This window comes from Curtobacterium pomorum (genome assembly GCF_044497295.1).
In the GTDB taxonomy this organism is placed as follows: Bacteria; Actinomycetota; Actinomycetes; order Actinomycetales; family Microbacteriaceae; genus Curtobacterium.
In genome coordinates this window covers 2,919,064-2,943,299 of the sequence record NZ_CP172409.1, presented here as the reverse complement: position 1 = coordinate 2,943,299, position 24,236 = coordinate 2,919,064, and the positions used below count along the sequence as shown (strand labels likewise).

Annotated in this window: 27 protein-coding genes; 20 read left to right on the top strand and 7 right to left on the bottom strand. The window is 72.7% G+C overall.

The genetic code is table 11. From position 1 onward, the window contains the following. Positions 1-6 precede the first annotated feature (6 nt). The 5 genes from ACGH48_RS14030 to ACGH48_RS14010 are packed head-to-tail and all read left to right on the top strand — an operon-like array spanning position 7 to position 5,569. Positions 7-771 carry an aspartate/glutamate racemase family protein gene (locus ACGH48_RS14030; protein WP_396289011.1) on the top strand — a complete coding sequence of 255 codons (765 nt, stop codon included), beginning with the start codon at positions 7-9 and terminating at the stop codon, positions 769-771. Continuing rightward, positions 768-2,192: an allantoinase AllB gene (allB, locus tag ACGH48_RS14025; protein ID WP_396289010.1), complete on the top strand. Its 1,425-nt coding sequence runs from the start codon at positions 768-770 to the stop codon at positions 2,190-2,192. Before ACGH48_RS14030 ends, allB begins: the two co-directional genes overlap by 4 nt. A gap of 43 nt (positions 2,193-2,235) precedes the next feature. Continuing rightward, complete coding sequence (locus tag ACGH48_RS14020) at positions 2,236-3,483, top strand: pyridoxal-phosphate-dependent aminotransferase family protein (protein WP_396289009.1); 1,248 nt, start codon at positions 2,236-2,238, stop codon at positions 3,481-3,483. Next, entirely contained in the window at positions 3,480-4,739 is a 1,260-nt protein-coding gene (locus ACGH48_RS14015; RefSeq protein ID WP_396289008.1) for an allantoate amidohydrolase, read from the top strand. The genes ACGH48_RS14020 and ACGH48_RS14015 overlap by 4 nt, the downstream gene beginning before the upstream one ends. Next, on the top strand, positions 4,736-5,569 hold the full coding sequence (locus ACGH48_RS14010; protein ID WP_111084374.1) for a MurR/RpiR family transcriptional regulator: 834 nt from the start codon (positions 4,736-4,738) through the stop codon (positions 5,567-5,569). Before ACGH48_RS14015 ends, ACGH48_RS14010 begins: the two co-directional genes overlap by 4 nt. Here ACGH48_RS14010 and ACGH48_RS14005 read toward each other — a convergent pair. Next, positions 5,536-6,033 (bottom strand): SRPBCC family protein, encoded by a 498-nt coding sequence (locus ACGH48_RS14005; protein ID WP_396289007.1) that lies wholly within the window; start codon positions 6,031-6,033, stop codon positions 5,536-5,538. The genes ACGH48_RS14010 and ACGH48_RS14005 overlap by 34 nt on opposite strands. Next, the gene (locus ACGH48_RS14000; protein WP_396289006.1) at positions 6,030-6,605 is read right to left on the bottom strand and encodes a GNAT family N-acetyltransferase; all 576 of its coding nucleotides are present in this window, start codon (positions 6,603-6,605) and stop codon (positions 6,030-6,032) included. The genes ACGH48_RS14005 and ACGH48_RS14000 overlap by 4 nt, the downstream gene beginning before the upstream one ends. Before the next feature lie 44 nt (positions 6,606-6,649). Here ACGH48_RS14000 and ACGH48_RS13995 point away from each other — a divergent pair, with 44 nt between their 5' ends. The 4 genes from ACGH48_RS13995 to epsC all read left to right on the top strand — a co-directional run bounded on the left by ACGH48_RS13995 (position 6,650) and on the right by epsC (position 10,452). Continuing rightward, on the top strand, positions 6,650-7,687 hold the full coding sequence (locus ACGH48_RS13995; RefSeq protein ID WP_396289005.1) for a dipeptidase: 1,038 nt from the start codon (positions 6,650-6,652) through the stop codon (positions 7,685-7,687). A 78-nt stretch (positions 7,688-7,765) separates the two neighbouring features. Further along, a complete protein-coding gene (locus ACGH48_RS13990; RefSeq protein WP_396289004.1) occupies positions 7,766-8,869 on the top strand; it encodes a YhcG family protein in 1,104 nt (367 codons plus the stop codon). Between the two features lie 63 nt (positions 8,870-8,932). After that, positions 8,933-9,871: a cysteine synthase A gene (gene cysK, locus ACGH48_RS13985; protein ID WP_123313948.1), complete on the top strand. Its 939-nt coding sequence runs from the start codon at positions 8,933-8,935 to the stop codon at positions 9,869-9,871. A gap of 20 nt (positions 9,872-9,891) precedes the next feature. After that, positions 9,892-10,452, top strand: coding sequence for a serine O-acetyltransferase EpsC (gene epsC / locus ACGH48_RS13980; protein ID WP_396289003.1), 561 nt, complete (start codon positions 9,892-9,894; stop codon positions 10,450-10,452). A 56-nt stretch (positions 10,453-10,508) separates the two neighbouring features. Here the strand turns inward: epsC and ACGH48_RS13975 are convergent, their stop codons facing one another. Further along, entirely contained in the window at positions 10,509-10,808 is a 300-nt protein-coding gene (locus ACGH48_RS13975) for an excalibur calcium-binding domain-containing protein (protein WP_243649928.1), read from the bottom strand. 155 nt (positions 10,809-10,963) lie between these two features. On the opposite strand from ACGH48_RS13975, the gene ACGH48_RS13970 reads away from it, so the two are divergent. Beyond that, positions 10,964-11,353 (top strand): MmcQ/YjbR family DNA-binding protein, encoded by a 390-nt coding sequence (locus ACGH48_RS13970; protein WP_396289002.1) that lies wholly within the window; start codon positions 10,964-10,966, stop codon positions 11,351-11,353. Here the strand turns inward: ACGH48_RS13970 and ACGH48_RS13965 are convergent, their stop codons facing one another. Next, positions 11,354-11,983, bottom strand: a complete 630-nt coding sequence (locus tag ACGH48_RS13965) for an MOSC domain-containing protein (protein WP_396289001.1) — start codon at positions 11,981-11,983, stop codon at positions 11,354-11,356. 104 nt (positions 11,984-12,087) lie between these two features. Between ACGH48_RS13965 and ACGH48_RS13960 the strand changes: the two genes are divergently transcribed. From ACGH48_RS13960 to ACGH48_RS13935, 6 genes are all read left to right on the top strand, one after another. Next, positions 12,088-12,258, top strand: coding sequence for a hypothetical protein (locus ACGH48_RS13960; RefSeq protein ID WP_185021469.1), 171 nt, complete (start codon positions 12,088-12,090; stop codon positions 12,256-12,258). Positions 12,259-12,267: 9 nt separating this feature from the next. Further along, positions 12,268-12,822, top strand: a complete 555-nt coding sequence (locus tag ACGH48_RS13955; RefSeq protein WP_396289000.1) for an RNA polymerase sigma factor — start codon at positions 12,268-12,270, stop codon at positions 12,820-12,822. Continuing rightward, on the top strand, positions 12,819-13,430 hold the full coding sequence (locus tag ACGH48_RS13950; RefSeq protein ID WP_396288999.1) for a hypothetical protein: 612 nt from the start codon (positions 12,819-12,821) through the stop codon (positions 13,428-13,430). The genes ACGH48_RS13955 and ACGH48_RS13950 overlap by 4 nt, the downstream gene beginning before the upstream one ends. Beyond that, positions 13,427-13,735: a hypothetical protein gene (locus ACGH48_RS13945; protein ID WP_396288998.1), complete on the top strand. Its 309-nt coding sequence runs from the start codon at positions 13,427-13,429 to the stop codon at positions 13,733-13,735. The genes ACGH48_RS13950 and ACGH48_RS13945 overlap by 4 nt, the downstream gene beginning before the upstream one ends. Positions 13,736-13,857: 122 nt before the next feature. Next, on the top strand, positions 13,858-14,838 hold the full coding sequence (locus tag ACGH48_RS13940) for an AraC family transcriptional regulator (RefSeq protein ID WP_396288997.1): 981 nt from the start codon (positions 13,858-13,860) through the stop codon (positions 14,836-14,838). A gap of 23 nt (positions 14,839-14,861) precedes the next feature. Then, positions 14,862-15,764, top strand: coding sequence for a helix-turn-helix transcriptional regulator (locus ACGH48_RS13935; protein ID WP_396288996.1), 903 nt, complete (start codon positions 14,862-14,864; stop codon positions 15,762-15,764). Positions 15,765-15,787: 23 nt separating this feature from the next. Here the strand turns inward: ACGH48_RS13935 and ACGH48_RS13930 are convergent, their stop codons facing one another. Next, complete coding sequence (locus ACGH48_RS13930) at positions 15,788-16,330, bottom strand: hypothetical protein (RefSeq protein ID WP_396288995.1); 543 nt, start codon at positions 16,328-16,330, stop codon at positions 15,788-15,790. 258 nt (positions 16,331-16,588) lie between these two features. Between ACGH48_RS13930 and ACGH48_RS13925 the strand changes: the two genes are divergently transcribed. Both ACGH48_RS13925 and ACGH48_RS13920 read left to right on the top strand, forming a co-directional pair. Then, positions 16,589-17,866, top strand: a complete 1,278-nt coding sequence (locus tag ACGH48_RS13925) for an NAD(P)/FAD-dependent oxidoreductase (protein ID WP_123313938.1) — start codon at positions 16,589-16,591, stop codon at positions 17,864-17,866. Between the two features lie 19 nt (positions 17,867-17,885). Next, positions 17,886-18,587, top strand: a complete 702-nt coding sequence (locus ACGH48_RS13920; RefSeq protein ID WP_396288994.1) for a hypothetical protein — start codon at positions 17,886-17,888, stop codon at positions 18,585-18,587. Between the two features lie 12 nt (positions 18,588-18,599). Here the strand turns inward: ACGH48_RS13920 and ACGH48_RS13915 are convergent, their stop codons facing one another. After that, complete coding sequence (locus tag ACGH48_RS13915; RefSeq protein ID WP_123313936.1) at positions 18,600-18,959, bottom strand: UBP-type zinc finger domain-containing protein; 360 nt, start codon at positions 18,957-18,959, stop codon at positions 18,600-18,602. Between the two features lie 159 nt (positions 18,960-19,118). Here ACGH48_RS13915 and ACGH48_RS13910 point away from each other — a divergent pair, with 159 nt between their 5' ends. Next, positions 19,119-19,862 (top strand): acetolactate decarboxylase, encoded by a 744-nt coding sequence (locus ACGH48_RS13910; RefSeq protein WP_396288992.1) that lies wholly within the window; start codon positions 19,119-19,121, stop codon positions 19,860-19,862. Here ACGH48_RS13910 and ACGH48_RS13905 read toward each other — a convergent pair. Further along, positions 19,840-22,749: an AAA family ATPase gene (locus ACGH48_RS13905; RefSeq protein WP_396288991.1), complete on the bottom strand. Its 2,910-nt coding sequence runs from the start codon at positions 22,747-22,749 to the stop codon at positions 19,840-19,842. The genes ACGH48_RS13910 and ACGH48_RS13905 overlap by 23 nt on opposite strands. A 255-nt stretch (positions 22,750-23,004) precedes the next feature. On the opposite strand from ACGH48_RS13905, the gene ACGH48_RS13900 reads away from it, so the two are divergent. Then, on the top strand, positions 23,005-24,228 hold the full coding sequence (locus ACGH48_RS13900) for an MFS transporter (RefSeq protein ID WP_396288989.1): 1,224 nt from the start codon (positions 23,005-23,007) through the stop codon (positions 24,226-24,228). Positions 24,229-24,236: the final 8 nt, after the last annotated feature.

The following is a 24,236-nucleotide window of genomic DNA, read 5'->3' as shown; positions in this document are numbered from 1 at the left end:
ACCCCGATGCGCATCCGCGTCGTCAACCCGAACACCACCGCCTCGATGACCCGCTCGATCGGCGTCGCCGCGACCGCGGTCGCCGGGCCGGGCACCGTCGTCGAGGCGGTGAACCCCACGATGGGCCCGGCGTCGATCGAGAGCCACTACGAAGAGGCGCTCGCGGTGCCGGGGCTCCTCGAGCAGATCGCGCTCGGGGAGCAGGACGGCGTGGATGCCTACGTCGTCGCCTGCTTCGGTGACCCGGGCCTCGACGCCGCGCGGGAGCTCGCCGCCGGGCCGGTCATCGGGATCGCGGAGGCGGGCTTCCACGCGGCGGCGATGCTCGGGCGCCGGTTCGGCGTCGTGACGACCCTGGCCCGGACGACCGGCCGGGCCCACGAGCTCGCCGAGCGCTACGGCTTCGCCCCGCTCGTCACCGAGATCCGGGCGTGCGAGGTCGCGGTGCTCGAACTCGACGACCCCGCCTCCGGTGCGCGCGCCCTGGTGATCGAGGAGTGCCGGGCCGTCATCGCCGGCGGAGCCGACGCGGTCGTGCTCGGCTGCGCGGGGATGGCGGACTTCTGCGCCGAGGTCTCGCGGGCGATCGGGGCACCGGTCGTCGACGGCGTCGCCGCGGCGACCGTGCTCGCCGAGTCGCTCGTGCGGCTCGGGCTCGCGACGGGCAAGCACGGCGAGTACGCCACCCCGCCGACGAAGGCGATGTCGGGGCTGCTGGCGGGCTTCGAACGCCGGCCGGTGGCGGGCGCGAGGGTCGGGGCGGGCGCATGACGGGCCTCCCGGTCGACGCCCGGACCGACGCCGACGCCCGCGCCGACACCGTCGCGGACCTCGTAATGCGCGCGGACCGCGCGTGGATCGGCGGAGCGTTCCGCCCCGCCGCGGTCGTCGTGCGCGACGGTCGCGTCGACGACGTCCTGCCGGCCGACGCCGTGGTCCGGACGCGCGACGACCGCACCGTGCCGGACGGCCAGGTCCTGCTGCCCGGCCTCGTCGACACGCACGTGCACGTCAACGAACCCGGCCGTACCGAGTGGGAGGGGTTCGCGTCCGCGACGCGGGCCGCTGCGCTCGGCGGGGTCACGACGATCATCGACATGCCGCTCAACTCGATCCCGGCGACGACGACGATCGAAGCGCTCGCCGTGAAGCGCGCGAGTGCCGAGGGGCGGGTCGCCGTCGACGTCGGGTTCTGGGGCGGTGCCGTGCCGGACAACGCCGGCTCGCTCGGCGCACTGCACGACGCCGGCGTCTTCGGGTTCAAGTGCTTCACCGCGCCGTCCGGGGTCGACGAGTTCCCGCACCTCGACGCCGACCAGCTGCGCGCCGCGATCGAGGAGGTCGCCCGGATCGACGCCCTGCTCATCGTGCACGCCGAGGACCCCGAGTTCCTCGTCGACCACGACGCGCTCGGCGGTCACTACGAGGACTTCCTCGCCACCCGCCCGGTCGACGCGGAGCGGTCCGCGATCGCCCGGGTCATCGACGGCGCGCGGGCCACCGGCGCCCGGGTGCACGTCCTGCACCTGTCCGATGCCGGCGCGATCCCGATGATCCGCGCCGCGAAGGACGACGGCGTCCGGATCACGGTCGAGACCTGCCCGCACTACCTGTCGTTCGAGTCCGGGACGATCCCGGACGGCGCGACGGAGTACAAGTGCTGCCCGCCGATCCGCGACGACGCGAACCGGGACGCCCTGTGGGCGGGCGTGCTCGACGGCACGATCGACATGATCGTGTCGGACCACTCGCCGTCGACCGCCGACCTCAAGGTCGACGACTGGGGCCTCGCCTGGGGCGGGATCGCCGGTCTGCAGGTCGGGTTCCGCGCCGTCTGGACCGAGGCCCTCCGTCGCGGCGTCCCGCTCGAGGCGCTGCTGCCGCTATTCACCACCGGTCCGGCAGCGCTCGTCGGCTTCGCCGACCGCGGGGTCATCGCCCCCGGTGCGCTCGCCCACTTCGCCGTGTTCGACCCGTCCGCCACGGCGGTCATCGACGTGGCCGGCCTCGCCCACCGCAACCCGGTGTCCGCGTTCGCCGGCCTGGAGGCCCGGGGTCGCGTCACCGAGACCTGGTTGCGCGGGCACGTGGTGGCGTCCACCGCATCCGGCGTCACCGCCGTCGAGGGGCAGCTCGTCGACCGTCCGGGCCGCGTCCCCGAGACCGCTGCCGTCACCGAAACACGTTTGTAACGATCGTTCCGGTACGCTCGTTTCCGGAACGGAAGGACCCGCCATGCACCCCGTGAACCCGCCAGCCCGCCTCCTGATGGGCCCCGGCCCGATCACCGCCGACCCGCGCGTGCTCCGTGCCCTGTCGACCCCGCTCGTCGGGCAGTACGACCCGTGGATGACCTCCGCCATGAACGACACCCAGGAGCTGTACCGCGGTGTGTTCGGCACCGCGAACGAGGCCACCGTGCTCGTCGACGGCACTTCGCGCGCCGGGATCGAGGCGGTGCTCGTGTCGCTCCTCGCGCCGGGTGACCGCGTGCTCGTGCCGGTGTTCGGCCGGTTCGGGCACCTGCTCGCCGAGATCGCCGGCCGTGCCGGGGCCGAGGTCCACACGATCGAGACCGCGTGGGGTCAGGTGTTCACGCCGTCTGCGATCGAGGACGCCATCGTCCGCGTCCGGCCGAAGGTGCTGGCGATCGTGCAGGGCGACACGTCCACGACGATGAACCAGCCGCTCGACGAACTGGGCACGATCTGCGAGCGGCACGGCGTGCTGTTCTACACCGACGCGACGGCGACCGTCGGCGGCAATTCGCTCGAGGTCGACGCCTGGGGCATCGACGCCGTCAGCGCCGGACTGCAGAAGTGCCTCGGCGGCCCCTCCGGCAGCGCGCCGGTCACCGTCTCGCCGCGGGCGACCGCGGTGCTCGACGAGCGCCGCAGCGTCGAGGCCGGCATCCGCGAACCCGGTGACGACGTCGCCGACGAGCCGATCCGCTCGAACTACCTCGACCTCGCGATGATCCTGGACTACTGGGGCCCGCGGCGGCTGAACCACCACACCGAGGCCGCCTCGATGCTCTACGCCGCCAACGAGTGCGCCCGCATCCTGCTCGACGAAGGGGTCGAGCAGGCGATCGCACGCCACGAGCTCGCGGGGCGCGCGATGCTGCAGGGCGTGCAGGCGCTCGGGCTCGGGGTGTTCGGCGACGTCGCGCACAAGATGCACAACGTCGTCGCGGTGGAGATCCCGTCCGACGTCGTCGGCGACCAGGTCCGTGGTTCGATGCTCGACGACCACGGCATCGAGATCGGAACCTCGTTCGGACCGCTGCACGGCAGGGTCTGGCGCATCGGCACCATGGGCTACAACGCCCGCAAGGACACCGTGGTGACGACGCTCGCCGCCCTCGAACACGCACTCCGCCGGGCCGGGCACGCCGTCCCGCACGGCGGTGGGGTCGACGCCGCCCTTGACCTCTACCGTGACAGCACCGTCTCCGGTGCGCCGGTCGGGGTGCCGGCATGAACGCGGCCCCGGTCGTGAGCGCCACCGCGCTCGGCACCGCGGACGCCGAGCTCGTGGCGCGGTGGTGCGACGAGCTCGCCCTGGTGACCGAGGAGACCGGCCGGATCACCCGCGTGTACCTGTCGCCCGAGCACGCGCGCGTCAACGCGATCGTCGCCGGGTGGATGCAGGACGCCGGACTCAGCACCTGGCAGGACGCCGCCGGCAACCTGCACGGACGGGTCGACGGCGCGACGCCCGACGCCCCCGTGCTGCTGCTCGGCTCGCACCTGGACACCGTGGTGGACGCCGGCCGGTACGACGGCATCGTCGGGGTCCTGATGGCCGTCCGCACCGCCGCTCGGCTGACGGCTGCGGGACCGCTGCCCGTCGCGCTCGAGGTGATCGCGTTCTCCGACGAAGAGGGGACCCGGTTCGGCAAGGCCCTGCTCGGGTCGTCCGCCGTCGCCGGGGTGTGGGACGAGTCCTGGTGGGACCTGGCGGACGGCGACGGCGTCACCCTGCGCGAGGCCTTCACCCGGTTCGGGCTCGACCCGTCCCGCGTCGGTGACGCCGCGGCGGACCCGACGACGCTCGCCGGGTACCTCGAGGCGCACATCGAGCAGGGCCCGTACCTCGAGCAGGCCGGTCAGGCGCTCGGTGTGGTCACGAGCATCGCGAGCGCCCGGCGCTTCTCGGTCGAGGCCGTCGGTGAGGCCCGGCATGCGGGCGGCACCCCGTACGAGCGTCGCCACGACGCCCTGCTCGCCGCGGCCGAGGCGGCCCTCGCCGTCGAGCGGATCTGCCGCGCGTCGCACCACGTCGGCACCGTCGGCACGATGACCGTCGAACCCGGCGCCGTGAACGTGGTCCCCGGGCTCGCGCGGTTCTCGGTGGACCTGCGCGGCGAGTTCGACGACGGCCGCGACGCGGTCTGGGACGAGCTCACGAAGGCGTTCTCGCTGATCGGGGAACGGCGCGGGGTCAGTGTCACCCCGACCGAGGTGCACCGGGCTCCGGCGGTGTTCTGCGCGCCGCGGCTGATGGACGCCGTCCGCGCCGGCATCGAGTCCACCGGCGAGACCGCCCCGATGGAGTTGTTCTCGCGGGCCGGACACGACGCCATGTCGCTCGGGCTCGTCACCGACGTCGCGATGCTGTTCCTCCGCAACCCGGACGGCATCAGCCACCACCCGGACGAGTTCGTCTCGACGCCCGACATCGCGCTCGGGCTGGACGCGCTCGCCGTCGCGGTGGACCGGGTGGCCCGGGCATGAGCACCGCCGGACCCGACGTCCGCGCCCGCATCGACTCCGTCTGGGAGCAGCTCTCGCCCGCCGAACGACGCGTCGCCGCGATGGTCCGGCACGACCCGGAACTCCTGCTCGTCGGCACCTCGGCCGAGCTCGCCGCCGAGTCGGGCACGTCGAAGGCGACGGTGTCCCGGCTCGTCCGGTCGCTCGGGTTCCAGGACGCGGCCGAGGTCCGGCAGAACCTGATGTCCGCACGCGGCTCCGGCCTGCCGTGGGTGGCGGAGGACGCCGCCCACGTCGACCAGCGCGCGGTCGAGGCGCGCAACCTCGACGCCGCCTTCGCCTCGCTGGCCCGTGCCGATCGTCCGCGACTCGCGCGGCGCATCGTCCGTGCCCGCCGTGTGCTCGTGTTCGGGGAGCGTGGCGCCTACCCGGTGGCGCTGCAGCTCCGCGCGCAGCTCGCCCAGGTCCGCTCCGACGTCCGGGTCGGTCCGGCGCCGGGGCAGCGGCTCGGAGAAGAGGTCGCCGACCTCGACCGTCGTGACCTCGTCGTCCTGGTGACCGTGCGCCGCCACACCGCGGGGGTCGACCGGATCGTGCGGCACTGCGTGTCGACCGGCGCGGACGTCGTCGTGCTGGGCGACCCGACCGCCGCCGTCATCGCGGCACCGGCGAACACCGCGATCCTGTGCCCGGTCGACTCACCGGCGGCGTTCGACTCGATGGCGGCCCTGTTCGCGGTCGTCGCGGCCATCGCGAACGACGTGTACGAAGCCTCGGGGCCGGCCGGCCGCGCGCGGGTCGACGCGGTGGCGAGTGCCTACGACGCGCTGGGGGAGCTCGCGGCGCCCTGACCGTCGTTGCCGTCGGCGTGCAGTTCGGTGCCGAGCGACGCGTTCCGCTCCCGGATGAGCCGCGGCAGGTAGCGCTCGAGCGCGACGACCTCGGCCAGCCGACCGAGCGGACCGAACGGCGCCCGGAAGGTGATGGTGTCGACCATGCGCGTGCCGCCGGCCGACGGCTCGAACCGGTGCTCGTGGTGGAACCGGGCGAACGGCCCGCGCACCTGTTCGTCGACGAACCGGTTCGGAGCCTCGAGCGCGGTGATCCGACTCGTCATCCGCCAGACGACCCCGAAGTGCCGCGCGCGCCAGGTGACGGACTCGCCCAGGCCGATCGTGCCGGACGTCGTGCCGGCGACGGCGCGTTCGTCGGTCGCGGCCATCGACCGCTCGTGCGCGCCGATGTCGAGCGACAGCGCGAACGCGCGCTCGGGCGGGGCAGCGAGTTCGGTGACGACCCGGAACGACACCGTCACGACGCGGGCCAGACCGTCGGCGTCGAGCGGTCGTCATCGCGCAGAGCAGCCGCGATGAGCTGGTCGTGGCGTCGTCCGCGGTGGAACACGCCGGACCGGAGCCGCCCCTCGTAGCGGAGCCCGAGCCGCTGCGCGATCGCCGCGGACGGCGCGTTAGCAGCGATCGCCCGCCACTGCACGCGGACGAGCCCGAGTCCGTCGGGAGACGACGCGAACGCCCACGCCAGGACGGCGGCTGCGGCCTCGGTCACGAAGCCGTGGCCGCGACCGTCCGGGTGCACGGCGTAGCCGACCTCGGCCGCGCCGTCGACGAACCCGAACAGTCCGATCGTCCCGAGCAGTCGGAGGTCGTCGGCCCGCCGGATGCCGAACTCGTAGCGGGAGTCCGTGGACCAGCCCGCGCGCACGACGTCGGTGATCCAGTGGTGCGCTTCGGCGTGGCCGTACGGCACCGGTACCGGTGTGTACGCGACGACGTCGGGGTCGTTCGCGTACGCGATGACGTCCTCGGTGTCAGCGGGCAGCGGCACGGACAGCACCAGGCGATCGGTCCGGAGGGTCACTGGGTCCACGAGCCGAGCCTAGCCACGGGCGGGTGCGCGGTAGCGTCGGGGACATGACGTTCGACGCGATCCCGTTCCCGGTCATCGACGGCCACAACGACCTGCCGTGGGAGCGCCGCGAGACGCACGACTCCGGGGTCGAGGGCATCGACACCGAGGTCGACTCGCTGCACACCGACCTGCCGAAGCTCCGTGCCGGTGGGGTCGTCGGGCAGTTCTGGTCGGTCTTCGTCCCCGCCGACGAGCCGGACCCGGTGCGGACCACGCTGCAGCAGATCGACCTGGCGCACCGGATCGTCGAGCGGTACCCGGACTCGCTCGTCCTGGCGCGGACGGCGTCCGAGGTGCTGGCAGCCGTCGAGTCCGGCCGGATCGCGTCGCTGCTCGGCGCCGAGGGCGGCCACTCCATCGGGGACGACCTGGCGGTGCTCCGCGACTTCGCCCGACTCGGCGTCCGGTACATGACCCTCACGCACAACGACGACACCCCGTGGGCCGACTCGGCGACGGGATCGCGTCCGCACGGCGGGCTGACCGACCGCGGCCGCCGGGTGGTCGCCGAGATGGAGCGCATCGGCATGCTCGTCGACCTGTCGCACACCGCCCCCGCGACCATGCGGGACACCCTCGACGTCGCCACGCAGCCCGTCGTCTTCAGCCACTCGTCCACCGTCGCCGTCGACGACCACCCGCGGAACGTGCCGGACGACGTGCTGGCCCGGCTGTCGGACAACGGAGGGCTCGTGATGATCACGTTCGTGCCGAAGTTCGTCTCGCGCGCCTGGGCGGACTGGGAGGACGCCGGCTCGGTGGGGGAACCGCCGCTCGTGACCGTGTCGGACGTGGCGGACCACGTCGAGCACGCCCGTGACGTCGCCGGTGCGGCGCACATCGGCCTCGGTGGCGACTACGACGGCACCCCGGTGCTGCCGCCGGACCTGCGTGACGTGTCGCGGTACCCGGTGCTCGCGGCCGAGCTCGCCCGGCGTGGCTGGGGAGCGAGCGACCTGCGTGCGCTCGCCGGGGGCAACGTGCTGCGGGTCCTCGAGGCGACCGACGAGCGGTTCGCGCGGACGGCGTTCGTGCGCTGACCCTGGCCATGTGCCCTCACACGTGACGTCCATACCGATTCGTGGACGGCGCGTGCCAGCAGCCCCCACGATCGGCGGATGACTGATGGATCGACGCTCCCGGCCGAGTACGAACACACGTTTCGAGTGATCCGCGAACAGGTGACTACGACGCGGCATCGCGTGCAGCTGGCAGCGAACGCGCAACTGGTGCACCTGTACTGGTCGATCGGCACGGTCCTGCTTGAGCGGTCGAAGAGCGGGCAGTGGGGGAGCGGTGTCCTGAACCGGCTCGCCGACGATCTACGAAGCGAGTTCCCGTCGATGAAGGGGCTGTCGGCGACGAACCTCAAGTACATGCGGCAGTTCGCGGCGGCCTGGCCTGAGGAAGCATCAATTGGTCCACAGCTTGTGGACCAATTGCCGTGGGGGCACATCCGTGCTCTGCTCCCAGTGGCGGAGCCTGATCGCCGGGCTCGGTACGCAGTAGCTGCGGTTCAGGGCAGCTGGTCGCGCAGCGCGCTCGTGCACAACCTGCGAACCCGTGTCCTGGAGCGCAGCGGGACTCCGCCAACGAACTTCAGTCGTCTCCTGGACGAAGACGGTGCCGATCTGGCTCGGCAGATGACCCGGGACCCGTACGTGCTCGACTTCCTCGCCGTCGACGGCGACCTCGACGAGCGAAAGCTCGAGCGCGCACTGGTGCAGCGGATCGAGGAAACCCTCCGCGAGTTCGGCACGGGTTTCGCATTCGTCGGGCGACAGATGCACTTCGACGTCGACGGCAACGACTTCTTCGTCGATCTCCTCTTCTTCCACGTCGAGCAGCTCCGGTACGTCGTCGTGGAACTCAAGACCGGGGAGTTCCGGCCGGACAACATCGGGCAGCTCTCGTTCTACGTTGCCCTCGTCGACGACAGACTGCGTCGCGACACTCACGCGGCGACGGTCGGTCTGTTGCTGGTCGCAGGCAAGAACGACGCGGTCGTCCGCTACTCGCTCGGTACGTCGAGCGCGCCTGTCGGCGTCTCGTCGTACGAGTTCCTGCCTGCGGAGATCCAGCGAGCGCTGCCTTCGGAGGCGCAACTCCGACGAGCGCTGCGGCCGACGGAGGACGCTCGGCCGGAGGTGGGGGAGCGCGGCGGCCGGTCTGGTGGGCGGGCGCGCGGCAGTGGACAGGAGCACGCCGGGTCCGGTCGCTAGGATCGGGCGCACACCGCGCCTCCAGGATGTGGGACGCGACCTGACCCGAAGAGGACGGACCAGATGAGCGGCACCATCTACGACAACATCTCGCAGGCGTTCGGCAACACCCCGCTCGTCAAGCTGAACCGGCTGCCGAAGGCGGGCGGCGCCGAGGTGCTCGCGAAGCTCGAGTTCTACAACCCCGGCGCCAGCGTGAAGGACCGCCTCGGCGTCGCGATCATCGACGCGGCCGAGCAGTCCGGCGACCTCCAGCCGGGCGGCACCATCGTCGAGGGGTCGTCGGGCAACACCGGCATCGCCCTCGCGCTCGTCGGCGCGGCCCGCGGCTACAAGGTGGTCATCACGATGCCGGAGACGATGAGCGTCGAGCGTCGCGCGGTGATGCGCGCCTACGGTGCGGAGATCGTGCTCACCCCGGGTCCCGAGGGCATGAAGGGCGCGGTCGAGCGAGCGGCCGCGATCGTCGACGAGACCCCCGGCGCGATCCTCGCCCACCAGTTCGAGACCGCCGCGAACGCCGCGATCCACCGGAAGACCACGGCGGAGGAGATCCTGCGCGACACCGAGGAGCACGTCGACGTGTTCGTCGCGGGTGTCGGGACCGGCGGCACGATCACCGGTGTCGGTCAGGTGCTCAAGGAGCGCGTGCCCGGGGTGCAGATCGTCGCGGTCGAGCCGAAGGACTCCCCGCTCCTGACCGAGGGCAAGGCCGGACCGCACAAGATCGCGGGGATCGGCGCGAACTTCATCCCCGAGGTCCTCGACCAGTCCGTCATCGACGAGGTGTTCGACGTCGAGCTCGACGACGCCCTGCGCGTGGCGCGGGCGCTCGCGACCGACGAGGGCATCCTCGCCGGCATCTCCTCCGGTGCGATCATCCACGCCGCGATCGAGATCGCCGCCCGGCCCGAGAACGCCGGCAAGCGCATCGTCGCGATCGTCTGCGACACCGGAGAGCGCTACCTGTCGACGGTGCTCTTCGAGGGACTCACTGCGTGAGTCGTCCCGTCCGACGAGGCGTGCTGCGAACGGTCCGGGAGGACCTGGCCGCAGCACGCCGCGGCGACCCCGCCGCCCGTGGTGACCTCGAGAACGCGATCGTCTACTCCGGGCTGCACGCCATCTGGACCTACCGCCTGACGCACCGGCTCTGGACGGCCAGCGGGCTGCCCGGATCGCGGTTCGTCGCACGGGTCATCGGCCAGGCGGCACGGTCCGTGACCGGCATCGAGATCCACCCCGGCGCCCGCATCGGTCGGCGGTTCTTCATCGACCACGGCATGGGCGTCGTGATCGGGGCGACCGCGGTGATCGGGGACGACGTCGTGCTGTTCCACGGGGTGACCCTCGGCGGGCGCGGCGGGGACCACGGCCCGGGGGCCCGACGGCACCCGGTGGTGGGCGACCGGGTCGTGCTCGGCGCGGGATCCTCGCTGATCGGGGCGATCACCATCGGGCAGGACTCCGTCGTGGGCGCGAACACCGTGGTGACGAAGGACGTCCCTGCCGGCTCGGTCGTCACCGGGGTCGCCGGGACCGCCCGTCCGAGGTCCGGGCACGAGGGCGTGCCGACGCTCTGAACGCCCCGTCGCGGTGACGGGGCGTCCGAGGGCCAGTGCTTCGGCGCGTCAGCGCGTCAGCTCTTCTCGCAGGCGATGCCGTCGGCGTCGCGGTCCATCTTCTTGTTCGCCTTGTACAGGGCGTCGTCCTTCTTCACCGTCCCCTTGAGGGCGCGGTAGGTCACCTTGCCATTCGAAGTGACCTTGTTCTTCGTGACGGACTTCTTCGCGATGCCGCCCGAGTACACCTTGTGCACCGCGGTGCAGTTGGCGTAGGTCTTCGGTGCCGCCTGCGCGGTGGAGGCCCCACCGACGACGACGGTGGTGGCGAGGACGGCGGTGGCGGCGGCGATGCCGAGGGTACGGATGATGCGCACGGGTTCCCCCTGGAAGGAGTGGGTGATCGCCGGAGCGACCGCCGCGTCGGGTACGCGGCGAGCTGATCCTACGATGTGAACGACGCTCACGACATGCCCCCGAACAGGTCCGCTCCGTCCGTTGCGGTGTCGGGCGTCTCGGGCATGCTGGGTGTATGGACGGCGCGCAGCTGCACGAGATCGCGAGTCGCACCGCGATGGGCCTGCCCGCGGTGTTCGAGACCGAACCCTTCGGCGAGGGCGCCGTCGTCTACAAGGTCGTCGACAAGATGTTCGTGATGACGAGCGAGCTCCGGGGTGTGCCCATCGTCAATCTGAAGTGCGCACCACCGCACGGCGCCGCCCTCGTCCGTGACCACACCGAGATCACACCGGGGTGGCACATGAACAAGCGGCACTGGATCACGCTCGCGCCCGGGGACGGCATCGACGAGACCCTGGTCGAGGACCTCGTCGCGAACGCCTACGACCTGGTCGTCGCCGGGCTGCCCCGAGCGAAGCGGCCCCTCGACCCGACACGCGGCGGAGACCGAGCGGGCGGCTGATCAGGAGCGGGCGAGCGCCTTCGAGACGTCCCGGACCACCTTCGGCGCCAGCCGCTCGCCGGACTCGAGCACGGCACGGGCGCGCTCGGGCGTGAGACCCGCGAAGACCTCGCCGATCGTCACCCCGTGCGCTGGCCGGTGGGTCACCACGACCGGGTCGCCCGCTGCCATCGGACCGGACTTCACGACCCGCAGGTACGCGCCCGGCCGCCCTTCCTCGGTGAAGCGCCGGACCCACTTGTCGACGCCCATCCGCCGCGCGAACGTGCCGCACGGGATCCGCGGGATCGTCACCTCGAGCTCCAGCGTCTCGCCGATGCGCCACCGCTCGCCCGTGACGGCCCCGGTGACGTCGACGCCCGTGGTCCGCAGGTTCTCGCCGAAGAGGCCCGGCGGGATCTCGCGCCCCAGCGACGCGGCGAAGTACTCGGCGTCCTCGTCCGCGTAGGCGTACACGGCCTGGTCCTCACCGCCGTGGTGCTTCCGGTCGGCCTGGACGTCGGCGTAGAGCCCCAGCGGCCGGACCCGGACCTTCCCCGCGACCGGACGCTTGTCGATGGCGGTGACGCCGATCGTTCCGGAGTCGGGCAGCAGACGGTCGACGCGGCAGACGGCGGTGACGAGCGACATGCCTCCAACTCTGGCGCAAGTCCGTCAGCAGGTGTGACGAACCGCCGGTCCGGTGCGTCACACCGGTGAGGGACCATGCCCGATGGTCCGACCGAGGAGTTCCCATGCTCGACGACGACATCGTTGCCGTCCGCCTGACGTCGCACGGCAGGCACGCACCGACGCACGGTCTGGCGCTGGTGCGGATCCGCTCGCTCAGCGCCCGACCGGTCGGGCCGCTGCGTGTCGTCCCCGTCCGGAAGCGCGTCCAGCGGAACACCATCCACCACCAGTAGAAGGAAAGCGTGCACCACCAGTCCCTCGCCGAGCTCGACGACGCGGTCCTCGCCGGCCGGTCGTCCGATGGCGACGTCCGGGCCTTCGAGGTCCTGATCCGCCGCTACACACCGCTCCTGCGCGCCTACGCCCGTCGGACCCTGGGGTCGACCGACGAACTCGACGACGTCGTGCAGGAGACCTTCATCACCGCCTGGGACCGCCTGGACCGTCTCGACGACCACGCCAAGGTGAAGTCCTGGCTGATGCGGATCCTCAGCCGGAAGTGCCTGGACCGCATCCGGGCCCGACGGTTCCACGACGACGTCACCGAACTCGAGGTCGCCGCACCCGCCGCCGACGCCCCGGACCGGGTCGCCGAGGCCCGCTCACGCGAGGAAGCGGCGGAGACGGCGCTCGCCGAACTGCCCGAAGCCCAACGACGCTGCTGGATCATGAAGGAGGTGCTCGAGTACAGCTACGACGACATCGCCGCCGAACTCGACCTGCCTCCGTCGACGGTCCGCGGACTCCTGTCCCGAGCGAGGAAGAACATGATCCGACTCATGGAGGGATGGCGATGAGCGACCTCGACGCACTCGAACCCGACGACCTCGACGGCCACTCCATCGACGAGCTCGCCGACTACCTGGACGCCGGAATGCAGCCGCCGGACCCGAGCATCGACGGCTCACCCGCGTGCCAGAACGCCCTCGCGGCGATCCTGCGGGTGCGGCACGCGTCGCTCGGATCGCTCGAGGCCGCGGCCCGCGACGAGGCCCCGGCCGACGAGTCGTGGATCGGCGGCGTGCTCGCCAACATCTCCCTGGAGTCCCGCTCCGGACGCGACGTGCCCCTCCGCCCGCAGTCCGAGTCGGAACGCCCGGTGATGACCGAGGGCGCGATCCGATCGCTGATCCGCCGGACCGGCGACGGTGTGCCGGGCGTGCTCGTCGCTCGGTGCCGGCTCGACGGCGACGTCACCGAACTCGCCGCACCGATCCGCGTGGTCGTCGAGGTCGCGATCGTCTCCGGCCCGTCGATCGTCGCGACGGCGGACCTGGTCCGGACCGGTGTCGCCCAGGCGCTGGCGGAGCAGACCGACCTGCTCGTCGAGGCCGTCGACGTGGTGGTGCGCGACCTGCTCGAACCGGATCCCGACACCGACACCGACACCGAGGAGACCCGATGAGCTCCGACGACGACACCCTCGCCGCGGTCGAACAGGCCGTGGTCGGCGTCCCCGGCGTCATCGACCTCTACCGTGCGCGCCCGACCGTGGCGAGCACCGTCAGCGCCGTCCGGGGCATCGCGTCCAGCGCGACCCCCGCACGCGTCGTCGTGGACGACGGCGTCCTGCGCGTCGTCATCGGCACCGACGGGTACCGGCCCGCGCCGGAGGTGGCCCGTGCGGTGCACGACGTCGCCCTCGCGGCGGCGTCTGCGCACGGCCTGGCACTCACGCGGGTCGACGTGCGGGTCGCGCGGGTGGGGTGAACCCGGCTCACTGACGGACGGGAGGCCCGTGGCGGCGCCGTGACGGGCCTCCCGTCCGACACGCGGTCGCCGCTCACGCCCCGATGTGGATGAGAATGGCGGGTGAGGACGGGAGGCCGAGCATGTACCTCCCGTTCGCGCGTCGCGAGGACGGCCGGTTCCCCGGCCGGAGCGTCTCGACCGTCGAGAGCCGTTCGCTCGGTTCGGTCAGCGTGACGAAGACCCGTGCCCCCGCTCCCGGTGACCCCGACGAGTTCGGGTACGTCGACCCGGGCGACGCCGTCGTGTGGGCCTTCATCGTGTCCGGTCGGATCCGCGTCCGTCGGTCGTCGAGCGAGACGGTGAACGACGCGGGCACGCTCAGCGTGGACCGCATGCAGCGGATCCAGGAGTTCAGCGTCAGTCCCGGGTTCTCGGCGGTGTCGGTGCGGATGGACCGGTCGTCGCTGCACCTGCGCGGCAGCGAGCTCGACGCCCTGACCGACGGCGTCTTCCCCCTGACCTCGGGCGTCCCGGTGATGATCGCCTCGGTCGCCACGAACGTGCTGCGTTCCGACCTGGGGAACGGCCACGACACCGCCAGCGAGGCCGCGGCGGCGCAGGCGCTCATCGCACTCGCGAACGGCTTCGCCATCGACGCGACCGTCCGGCAGGTGCCGCCCGACGCCGCCCGGTTGGCGCTCCGGACCCGTGCACGACGCCACATCGACCTGTACTCCGGCGACCCGACCCTCACCGTCGAGTCGCTGGCGAACGCCATGCAGGTCTCGCCGCGCACCCTGCAGAAGGCGTTCGAGCACGACGCACCCGGACCCGGCCGCCTCATCGCCGAGACCCGGCTGGCGAACGCCGCCGGGATGCTGCGCGACGGGGAACTGGCCGAGCACGTCGGCCTCGACGCCGTCGGGCGGCGCGCGGGCTTCGGATCGGCGTCGTCGTTCAGCCGTGCGTTCCGAGCACACCACGGCGTCACGCCCCGCGAGTTCCGGGCGGCGGCTGTGCAATCCGCGCAGGCCGTCTGTGCAGAGCGCGAACACCACGCCGAGGTGTCCACGGGGGCGCGGGACGATCGACGCAAGCGATCGGCCGTGACCGGGCCCTGATCGCCCGAGCGTCCGGAGGTGCGATGTCGTCCACACAGCCCGGCCAGCAGCGGCTTCCGGCCCCGCGGCGTGCTGCGACCACGTCCGGTGCGTCGCGCGTCGGTGAGTACCTCCGTGCCCGTCGTGACGTCACCCAGCCCGAGGACGTCGGGCTTCCGCGCGAGGCGAACCGCCGGGTCAGCGGGCTGCGGCGGGAAGAGGTCGCGGCCCTCGCCGGGATCAGCGCCGAGTACTACCTCCGGCTCGAGCAGGGCCGTGACCACCAGCCCTCGGAGCAGGTGATCGTCTGTCTCGGTCGGGCCCTGGGCCTCGACGAGCACGCTCTCACCCACCTCCGCCGACTCGCGCGTCCCGCCGTGCGGGCAGCGCATCCCACCAGACCAGCAGCGGACGACCCCGCGGTGCAGCGACTCCTGGCGCGGCGCAACGACGTGCCGGCGTTCGTCGTCGACGACCGGATGGACGTCGTCGCCGGTACGGCCCTCGCCGCCGCCCTCAGCCCGAGCATGCGGAGCGGTGCGAACCGGCTGCTGCGGATGTTCACCGTCGTCGACCGCACCACCTACCCGGAGTGGCACCGCCGGGCGGCGGAGATGGTCGCGGTGTTCCGGATGCGGGCCGACCTCGAGGACCCCCGCACCCAGGAGATCGTGGGTCGACTGTCGATCCGTGATCCCGAGTTCGCCGCGATGTGGGCCCGGCACGACGTGCACGTCTACACGTCGGGTACCTGCTTCGAGCACGTCGAGCCCTTCGGCGTCCTCGAGTTCGAGTGGGAGGGACTCGTCATCCCCGGTCGCGAGGGGTTGACGCTCAACACCCTCTACGCCCCGGCCGGGTCCCGCGGGGCTGCGGTGCTCGCGTACATGGTCGAGGCGCCACCGCGGTCGATCGACCCCGCGACCCCGGCGGTCGGCGTCGCGTAGCGACGGTGTGTCCTCCTGGATCGTCAGCGCTGTCCGGCCGCGTACTCGACCAGGCGCGCGAACGCATCACGTTCCGTCGGGTCGTCGGCGGGTCGCCACAGCAGCATCCGCAGTGCGAAGTCGTCCGGGATGAGCAGCTCCTGGAACACCATCGTGATCGGACCGACGAACGGTTGCACGAACCGCACGGCCGCGCTCCGGGCCGGGCGTCGGGCGTCGTGCGCCCAGGCCCTGGCGAAGGAGACGCTCTGCGACGACAGCTCACCGACGAGCCGTCGGAAGCCGTCGTCCTCCTCGTGCTGTTCCAGCGAGTCCCGGAGCATGGCCGCGATCTGTCCCGACGCGTCCAGCCACTCCGGTGACTCGTCGTCCGTGACCGAGTCGAGGAACGTGTAGCGCGCGATGTTCACGGACGGGTGGAACGCCCCGCTCAGGGCGCGAGCGAGCGGGTTCGACACCACGACGGTGAGGTGGCGGTCGGTCACCACCGCCGGCAGGCACTCGATCGCGGCCACCAGCTCGCGGACACCGCGGGGCGCGACGCCTCCGGCACCGTTGCGGCTCATACCGTCACGCTAGCGGCGCGGCAGCCGCCCAGGGTGGCCCTTCGAGGACCACTGGTGATCGACGGCGGCACGCCGGGGTGGCCCGGAGCGCGATCCCGGGGCCGGTCACGGCCGGACGACGCCGGACCGGGGCACGGCCGGACCCTGACAGGGCCAGGTGCGATGCCGTCGCAGTCCGTACCGTGCTGTCAGGCCACCGGGACGCCCGTCGGCGCCCAGCTGGCGGCCGTTCCTCGTCCCACCGCACCGGGAGGATCCATGGAGCCCCACGTCGAACCCGCCGACCGGGTGCCGTCCCGACGCGTCCGTGTGTACGGCCGCGAGTTCGACGCCGACGCGTACGCCGTGCGGGACTTCCTGTCGCGGTCCGTCGTGCACTTCGACTGGGTGCCGCTGCGCGACGACGCGCACGCGGTGTCGGTCGCCGGTGCTCCGCTCGACGCCGCCCGGCTGCCGGTCGTGGTGTTCCCCGACGGCACCCGGCTCGCAGCGCCGACGGTGCGGGAGATCGCCGACCGACTCGGCTGGGTCCACGCGCCCCGTCGGGCGGAGTACGACCTGTCGATCTACGGTGCCGGTCCCGCCGGGCTGTCCGCCGCCGTCTACGCGGCGTCCGAGGGCCTGGACGTCGTCCTGCTGGAGCGGGACGCCGTCGGCGGGCAGGCGGGGTCCAGCAGCCTCATCGAGAACTACCTCGGCTTCCCGGAGGGCGTCGCCGGCGCGGAACTCGCCGAGCGGGCCCGCGAGCAGGCCGTCCGGTTCGGCGCAGAGGTCCTCGTCATGCGCGAGGGCGTGCACGGCGTCTTCCACGACGGCCGCATCCACGCCGACCTCGCCGACGGCGGCCACGTCGTCGCCCGGGCGAACATCTGCGCGACCGGGGTCGAGTGGCGACGTCTGGGGCTGCCGCGGGAGCGCGACCTGCTCGGCCGCGGCGTCTACTACGGAGCCGGCACGAGCGAGGCCGACGGGTGCGTGGGCGAACAGGTCTTCGTGGTCGGCGGCGCGAACTCGGCGGGGCAGGCCGCCATGAACCTCTCCCGGTCCGCCGCGCACGTCACCATGCTGGTCCGGGGGTCCTCGTTGTCCGCGACCATGTCCGAGTACCTGAGCGCCCGGATCGAGGCCGCGCCGAACGTGTCGGTCCGGACCGACACCCGGGTGACCGGCCTGGTCGGGGACACCCGGTTGTCCTCGATCGAGGTCACCGCGGGCGACGGCACGACCACGGAGCTCGCCGCCACACGCCTCTTCATCTGCATCGGCGGCGAACCCGACACGACGTGGGCGGCGGACACCCCGATGGTCCGCGACCGCCTCGGCTACCTCGTCACCGGTCCCGACCTGGACGTGGTCCCGCAGTCGCTCCGGGACTGGCCGCTGCGCCGGCGTCCGTACTACCTCGAGACCAACGTCCCCGGCTCGTTCGCCGCCGGCGACGTGCGCGCGGGGTCCGTGAAACGCGTCGCGGCGGCGGTCGGAGAGGGCGCGATGGCCGTCACCTTCGTGCACCGCCACCTCGCAGCATCCGACTGAACGACGAGGAGACCCGCCGATGCCCGACGACGTCGAACCCCCGCAGCTGCCGACCGCGTCCGAGTCGGTCACCCACCTGGACCGGCCGACCGCGTTCTTCAACGCGCTGCTGACCGAGCAGTTCGTGCTGGAGAGTGCCCGGAGCATCACCGTGAGCGAGTCCAGCAGCCGGTCGTCGCTGTACCTCACGACGCTCTCCAGCTCGCTCGTGGCGTTCGGCTTCCTCGCCCACACGCCGTTCGCGCTCGGGTTCCTCGGGGCGATCATCCCGGTGATCGTCCTGCTCGGCGTCTTCACCTACGAACGGCTCGTGGAGACGGCGCTGGAGGACGTCGCGGCGCTCGCTGCGATGCAGCGCATCCGTCGGTACTACGGCCGGCTCCTGCCCGAGGCGGACACGTACTTCACGATGCCCCGGGGACGGCACGCGGCGAACGAGCTCCTCGACATCGGGCGGGCCCCGTCGTGGTACCGGTTGCTGTTCACGATGTCCTCCGCGGTCGCCGTGGTGAACTCCATCGTGGCGGGCGCGGGGATCGCGATCCTCGTCGACCAGCTCGGAGCCGACGACCCGGCGTCGATCGTCTGGGGGATCGGGTCGTCCGTGGTGCTGGCCGTGGCGCACCTGGCGTACCAGGTGCACGCGTACGGGACGGTGCACGAGCTCATCGCCCGGTCGGAGGCCCTGGACGCACGCGATGCACGCGACGTGCGGAGCTGACGGCTCCGGGCGTCAGCCGCGGTCGGCGAGCTGCTGCATCCAGTCGGACGGCAGCCGTTCGGCGGGCCCGGGGACCGACTGGGTGCTCGGGTGCGCCTGCGGGTCGGCCAGACGCGGGCCGTCCACGAAGTCCTGCGACACGAAGTCCCAGAACCAGTCCTCGCCCGGTTCGAACGACTGCATGACCTCGTGACCCGTGGTGGCGAAGTGCGCCGTCGCGTGCCGGTTCAGCGAGTCGTCGCAGCACCCGACGTGTCCGCAGGCGGCGCACCGTCGCAGGTGCACCCACCAGGAGCCCGACGCGTCGCACTCGACGCACCCGCTACCGGACGGCGGCACGGACACCGTGATCATCTTCGCGAGGTCGCTCATCCCTGCACCATGCCCTGATCCGTGTCGGAACGCGAGAGTCGTTCGACCCGATCCTGCCCTGACGCGCCGGGGAGGAGTCAAACGGCGCTGGTCGGCCCGTCCGCCCCCACCGTACGGTCGGGACGACGGATCGGGCGGAGGAGCACGACGTGGACGACGATGGATGAGACGGCATCGGCCGTCGAGACGCTGCTCGTCTGGGCCCGTGCAGCGATCGGCCGCTCATGGGCGGCCGGGAGCCCTGCGGGCGGTCGGACGGCGGAGCACCACGTCGGCTGGGACGCATCGCCGGCGCGGACGCTCCTGTCGCGAGGCGGACCGTCGACGGTCACGGTCGCGGACGTGCTCCGGAACGGCACCCTCGGCCTCGGGGCGGCCGACGGTGCGGGGACGGCGGTCGTCGTCATCGACCGGCGGTGCTTCGCACTGCGGCCGGACGGCACGGCGGTCGAGGCGGACCCGGCGGACCCGATCCCGTTCGCGGTGGTCTCGACGTTCTCACCGGACCTGGCGGTGCCGGTCCGTGCGGCAGGTTCGCGGGCGGCGCTCCAGGCGCAGGTCGACGCGGCGTTGCCGTCGGAGGGCTTCGCGGTCGGCGTGCGGGCCGAGGGCGCGTTCGCCCGGGTGCGCACGCGGGGGACGACAGCGCGCGTCTCCGAGCACCGGTCGGTCACCGGGAGCCTGGTCGGGTTCCGGACACCCGGCCCGGTCGGCGGCGGGGAGGACGCCGTGCACCACCTCGCCTTCCTCGACGCGTCGCACCGGCACGGCGGTGCCCTGGTGGACTTCGAGGGGTTCAGCGGGCGGGTCGAACTCGGGCTCTCGACCGGGGTGCGGCTGTCGTTCCCCCGGCTCGGCGCAGGGTTCGCGACCGATGGGGTCACCCCGCGCGGTGCGCCGTGAACCGTGCAGCGAGCTCGCGGCGCGAGGAGACACCCCACTTCGTGTAGACGTGCCGGACGTGGCTGACCACGGTGTGCGTCGAGATGAACAGGTCCGACGCGATCTGCTGCGTCGTCAATCCCGCCGCGACCCGTTCGACGACCTGCGACTCGCGTGCCGTCAGACCGGTCACGGTCCGGTCCGGCGCGCTCGTGCGGTAGACGACGCCGACCTCGCGGAGCCGACGGCGGACCCGCTCGGCATCGCGGTTCGCCGCGGCGTCGTGGAACAACCGAGCCGACTCCTGCCAGGCCTCGCTCGCCTCGGCGACGGCTGCGGCGGTCGTCGGGGCAGTCGTCGCGGCGCTCGCCGCGGCTGGTGGCCCGGCCCCGGCGGCACCCTCGTCGTGCACGAGCCGACCGAGGTCCTCGAGCGCCGCGGCGAGCACGAGCCGTCTGGGGACGCCGCGCAGCCGGGCGACCGCCGCCCGGAGGCTGTCGGCCGACCCGGTGACGAGCCCGCGCACGTGCAGCCAGGTCCCCGCGCAGAGGTCGTTCTCGGGGTTGGCCTCCGATCGGCGTCGTGCGGTGCGTTCGACCCGCTCGGCCCGGTCGTGCCGGCCGCTGCGCAGGGCGATGCGCGCCAGGTGGACGTCGTCGGCGAAGTCGGCGGGGCTCGACATCGAGGACACCGGAGCGTCCAGCGTGCGCCACGCGGGTTCGGTGAACGCCGCCGCGTCGTCGATCGCACCGGCGGACTCGGCCTCCAGCGCGAGCAGCCACGAACCCGCCCGTTCGAAGGTCGGATCGGCGCACAGCGACTCCGCGAAGTGCCGGTACCGTTCCGTCCCGCCGCGGTCGGCCTGCACGAGCGCGATGCGGAACAGGACGGACCCGGCGGTCAGCGCCGCGAACCCGCCCAGCTCCAGGTCCTGGGCGAGGTCGAGCACGGCCTCGGCCAGGGTCCTCGCGCCCTCCAGGTCGCCCTGGTCGAACAGCACCCGTGTCCGGAGCATCATCCAGGACGCCGTCGCGCGCGCGAGGTGGTTGCTGCGCGTCTCGATGGCGTTGGCCTCGGCGATGCGGTCGGCACGGTCCGTGTCCCCGACCGAGTTCGCGAGGAAGGCGGCCCAGAGCCCCTCCGGCAACCAGGTCGTCGACGGCTGCTCGGCGCCCGCCATCCGGCTCATCGCGGCGGTGATGAGCCGACCGGCGTCGGCGAAGCGGCCCTGGTTGAACGCGAGGACCGAGGCACTTGCCTCGAACGTCGCGAGTGCCGTCTGGTCGGAGCCGGGGCCGTCGGGGCTGCCGTCGAGCGCGACCCGGAGGTCCTCGTGGCGTCCGACGTGCGCCAGGTTGAGCGCGCGGAGTGCGAGCAGCCGCGACCGCAGGCCGTCGCTGAGGCCCGGGAGCTCCAGCGCCGTCTCGACCGAGCGGAGCGCGTCCGCCGCCGAGCTCTCCGTCTGCAACCGCGCCGTGGTGAGTCGCAGTCGTCCCTCGTCCTCCGGGCCCAGACGGCCGTCCAGGCGCGCCGTCAGCGCCCTCGCCTCGGTCACCCGGCCGCTGTGCCAGAGCAGCGGGAGGACGTCGAGGACGATGCCCGGCAGGATCGCGGTGTCGCGGGCGATGTCGACCGCGCGGAGGGCGAACGCACTCGCCTGCGCCGCGTCCGTCTCGGCCAGGTCGATCGCGACGGTGCGGAGCAGCTCGGCCGCGTCGACGTCGCCCGGCCTCGCGACATCGGCGATCCGCGTGGCCACGGACAGCGGCTCGACGCCCTGCCGAAGGAGTTCCTCGGCAGCCTGCCGGACCAGGGCGTCGCGGACGGCCAGCGGGATCATCGACTCCGCTGCCTCGCGCAGGACGTCGTGCCGGAACGCGAGCTGCTCGCCACCGTCGACGAGCACACCGGCATCGATCGCTTCCTGCAGTCCGGGCAGGAGCCGGTGCACGGGCTGGTCCAGGAGCGCGGCCAGCGACCGGACGTCGAACGAGCGCCCGAGGACCGCGCCGACCTGCACGATCTGCTGCGTCGGCTTCGACAGGCGACGGACGGTCTCGCGGACGGAGGCGCCGAAGGTCGCGGGCAACGTCCGCCCCGGCATCGTCGCCCGGCCGTCGGCGAACTCCACGAGCTCCTCGTCGAGGAGCCCGCGGACCAGCTCGACCACGAGCAACGGCGTGTTCTCCGTCCGTCGCGCGGCCCGGAGCACGGTGTCGTCGGGGGCCACCCCGAACAGGTCGCCGATCATCGCCGCCGTCGCGTCGTCGCTCAGCGGTTCGAGGTCGACGACCCGACCGGTCGCCGCCAGGTCGTCCACGGTCGACACGACCGAGGGGTCGAGGTCCTCGGCACGCACCGCGAGGACCCAGAGGACGGGCAGGTCCGCGAGGCGACGGGACAGCGACCGCAGGACGGCCAACGTCGTGGTGTCGCACCACTGCAGGTCGTCGATGACCACGACGACCCCGCTCGACGCGGCGGCCCGCTCGATGTCGTCCTGCAACTGCTGCAGGAGCCAGTACCGGGACTCCTGGTCGCGCGCGATCGACCCGAACCGGGAGCGGTCGGAGATCGGACGCGGTCCGGTGCCGAACGCGTCCATGACCGGGGTGAGCGGGATCAGGCGGGCATCCCGGTCGGTGCTCGCCTCGGCCACGCGGAGCCCGGCCGCCGTCGCCCGCGCGACGGTGTCCTCGAGCAGGCGGGTCTTGCCGATGCCGGAGGGACCCCGGACGATCAGCACCGCGCCGGCACCGTCGTCGAGCCGGGCCAGTGCCTCGGCGATGACGGTCCGCTCGGCCACCCTCCCGCGGATCGGCGGATCGACGTCGGGTGCGACGAGCACCGACGAGCGGGGTGTGCCCGTCCGCGGGAGGTACTCCTCGTTCGTCAACACGGTGGTCACCAGCTCTCGTCGGGTGGCAGGAGTCTACGAACGGATCGACGCCGCCCGACTGGCCCTGTGACTACCCCAGCGGGTGTTGCCGGACCCCTGCCACCCACGGGGGAGCGCGTCACGGGGACGGATCGTGGGTCCTGGACGGGCGGGCGGACCGCATCGACGGTCGCCGGTGCCGAGGGTGTCCCTCGCAGGACCACGGCGTCCGGTTCGAGCCGATTGACGCTTGGGGCCACGACCGCCGCTCGGGATCCTCGACGTATGACGACCGTCCGAGATGGTTCCGCGTTCAAGCCGCTCCCGCTGCTCCACCACGGCGTCGGGTTCTGGATCGTCGCCGTCGCCTTCACCGCGGTGATGGCGTACTCGACCGTCCCCACGCCGCTCTACGGGCTGTACGAGGCTGCCGACGGCTTCCCGTCCGTCGTCGTGACCTTCGTGTTCGCGGCGTACGCCGTCGGCGTGGTCGCGGCCCTGTACTTCGCCGGGCACCTCAGCGACGTGCTCGGTCGTCGGCGGATGATCCTGATCGCCGTCGGGGTGGAGGCCGCTTCCGCGGTCGTGTTCGCACTCTGGCCGGAACTCCCCGGCCTCGTCGTCGCCCGGTTCGTCAACGGTGTCGGCGTCGGCCTCCTGGCCGCGACGGCGACCGCGCACATCAGCGAGCTGCGGTCCCGCGCCCGACCGGACGAGGACCCGGCGAACGCCGTGACCGTGTCCGGCGTCGCGAACCTGGGCGGGCTGGGGCTCGGACCGCTCATCGGTGGACTCTTCGCGGAGTTCCTGCCCGCGCCGCTGCTGCTGCCGCACCTGGTGTTCCTGGTCGTCTTCGTGGCGTCGGCGATCGCGCTCGCCATGGTCCCGGAGACCGCCGCCCGGCCGGCCGAGCACCGTCCGTACCGACCGCAGCGGATCTCCGTCCCGCCGTCGGCCCGTGCGACCTTCGTCGCCGCGGGCGCGGCGGCCTTCTCGGCCTTCGCGGTCTTCGGACTGTTCACGTCGCTCGCGCCCACGTTCCTGGTGGTCTCGCTCCACGAGACCGACCGGTTGGTCGCCGGCGCCGTGTCGTTCTCGGTCTTCGCCGCGGCGTGCATCGCGCAGGTGCTGTTCCGCAGGACGCCGATCGACCGGCAGCTCCGGACGGTGCTGGTGCTCCTGCCGACGGGGCTCGTCCTGCTGGCCGTCGGTGCGGTCCTCACGTCCTTGCCCCTCTTCGCGCTCGGGGGAGTCGTCGCCGGCGGCGGCGTCGGGCTGCTCTTCCGGTGCGCACTCGCGCGAGCGGGCTCGACGAGCGAACCGTCGACCCGGGGCGAGGTCCTCGCCGCGGTGTTCCTCATCGCGTACGCAGGGCTGTGCGTCCCCGTGCTGCTCGTCGGTGCCGCGCTCGTCGTCGTCCCGCCGGTGACGGTCCTCGTCGTGTTCGCTGCGCTCGTCCTGGTGGCCGTCCTGGTCTCCGCGACGCGGATGCTGCACCAGGGACGCTGAGCGGGTGG

Coding starts and splice junctions, on each gene's coding strand:
- ACGH48_RS14030 (WP_396289011.1), top strand. CDS start 7: ATGCGCATCCGCGTCGTCAACCCGAACACCACCGCCTCGATGACCCGC.
- allB (WP_396289010.1), top strand. CDS start 768: ATGACGGGCCTCCCGGTCGACGCCCGGACCGACGCCGACGCCCGCGCC.
- ACGH48_RS14020 (WP_396289009.1), top strand. CDS start 2,236: ATGCACCCCGTGAACCCGCCAGCCCGCCTCCTGATGGGCCCCGGCCCG.
- ACGH48_RS14015 (WP_396289008.1), top strand. CDS start 3,480: ATGAACGCGGCCCCGGTCGTGAGCGCCACCGCGCTCGGCACCGCGGAC.
- ACGH48_RS14010 (WP_111084374.1), top strand. CDS start 4,736: ATGAGCACCGCCGGACCCGACGTCCGCGCCCGCATCGACTCCGTCTGG.
- ACGH48_RS13995 (WP_396289005.1), top strand. CDS start 6,650: ATGACGTTCGACGCGATCCCGTTCCCGGTCATCGACGGCCACAACGAC.
- ACGH48_RS13990 (WP_396289004.1), top strand. CDS start 7,766: ATGACTGATGGATCGACGCTCCCGGCCGAGTACGAACACACGTTTCGA.
- cysK (WP_123313948.1), top strand. CDS start 8,933: ATGAGCGGCACCATCTACGACAACATCTCGCAGGCGTTCGGCAACACC.
- ACGH48_RS13970 (WP_396289002.1), top strand. CDS start 10,964: ATGGACGGCGCGCAGCTGCACGAGATCGCGAGTCGCACCGCGATGGGC.
- ACGH48_RS13965 (WP_396289001.1), bottom strand. CDS start 11,983: ATGTCGCTCGTCACCGCCGTCTGCCGCGTCGACCGTCTGCTGCCCGAC.
- ACGH48_RS13960 (WP_185021469.1), top strand. CDS start 12,088: ATGCTCGACGACGACATCGTTGCCGTCCGCCTGACGTCGCACGGCAGG.
- ACGH48_RS13950 (WP_396288999.1), top strand. CDS start 12,819: ATGAGCGACCTCGACGCACTCGAACCCGACGACCTCGACGGCCACTCC.
- ACGH48_RS13945 (WP_396288998.1), top strand. CDS start 13,427: ATGAGCTCCGACGACGACACCCTCGCCGCGGTCGAACAGGCCGTGGTC.
- ACGH48_RS13940 (WP_396288997.1), top strand. CDS start 13,858: ATGTACCTCCCGTTCGCGCGTCGCGAGGACGGCCGGTTCCCCGGCCGG.
- ACGH48_RS13935 (WP_396288996.1), top strand. CDS start 14,862: ATGTCGTCCACACAGCCCGGCCAGCAGCGGCTTCCGGCCCCGCGGCGT.
- ACGH48_RS13930 (WP_396288995.1), bottom strand. CDS start 16,330: ATGAGCCGCAACGGTGCCGGAGGCGTCGCGCCCCGCGGTGTCCGCGAG.
- ACGH48_RS13925 (WP_123313938.1), top strand. CDS start 16,589: ATGGAGCCCCACGTCGAACCCGCCGACCGGGTGCCGTCCCGACGCGTC.
- ACGH48_RS13920 (WP_396288994.1), top strand. CDS start 17,886: ATGCCCGACGACGTCGAACCCCCGCAGCTGCCGACCGCGTCCGAGTCG.
- ACGH48_RS13915 (WP_123313936.1), bottom strand. CDS start 18,959: ATGAGCGACCTCGCGAAGATGATCACGGTGTCCGTGCCGCCGTCCGGT.
- ACGH48_RS13910 (WP_396288992.1), top strand. CDS start 19,119: ATGGATGAGACGGCATCGGCCGTCGAGACGCTGCTCGTCTGGGCCCGT.
- ACGH48_RS13900 (WP_396288989.1), top strand. CDS start 23,005: ATGACGACCGTCCGAGATGGTTCCGCGTTCAAGCCGCTCCCGCTGCTC.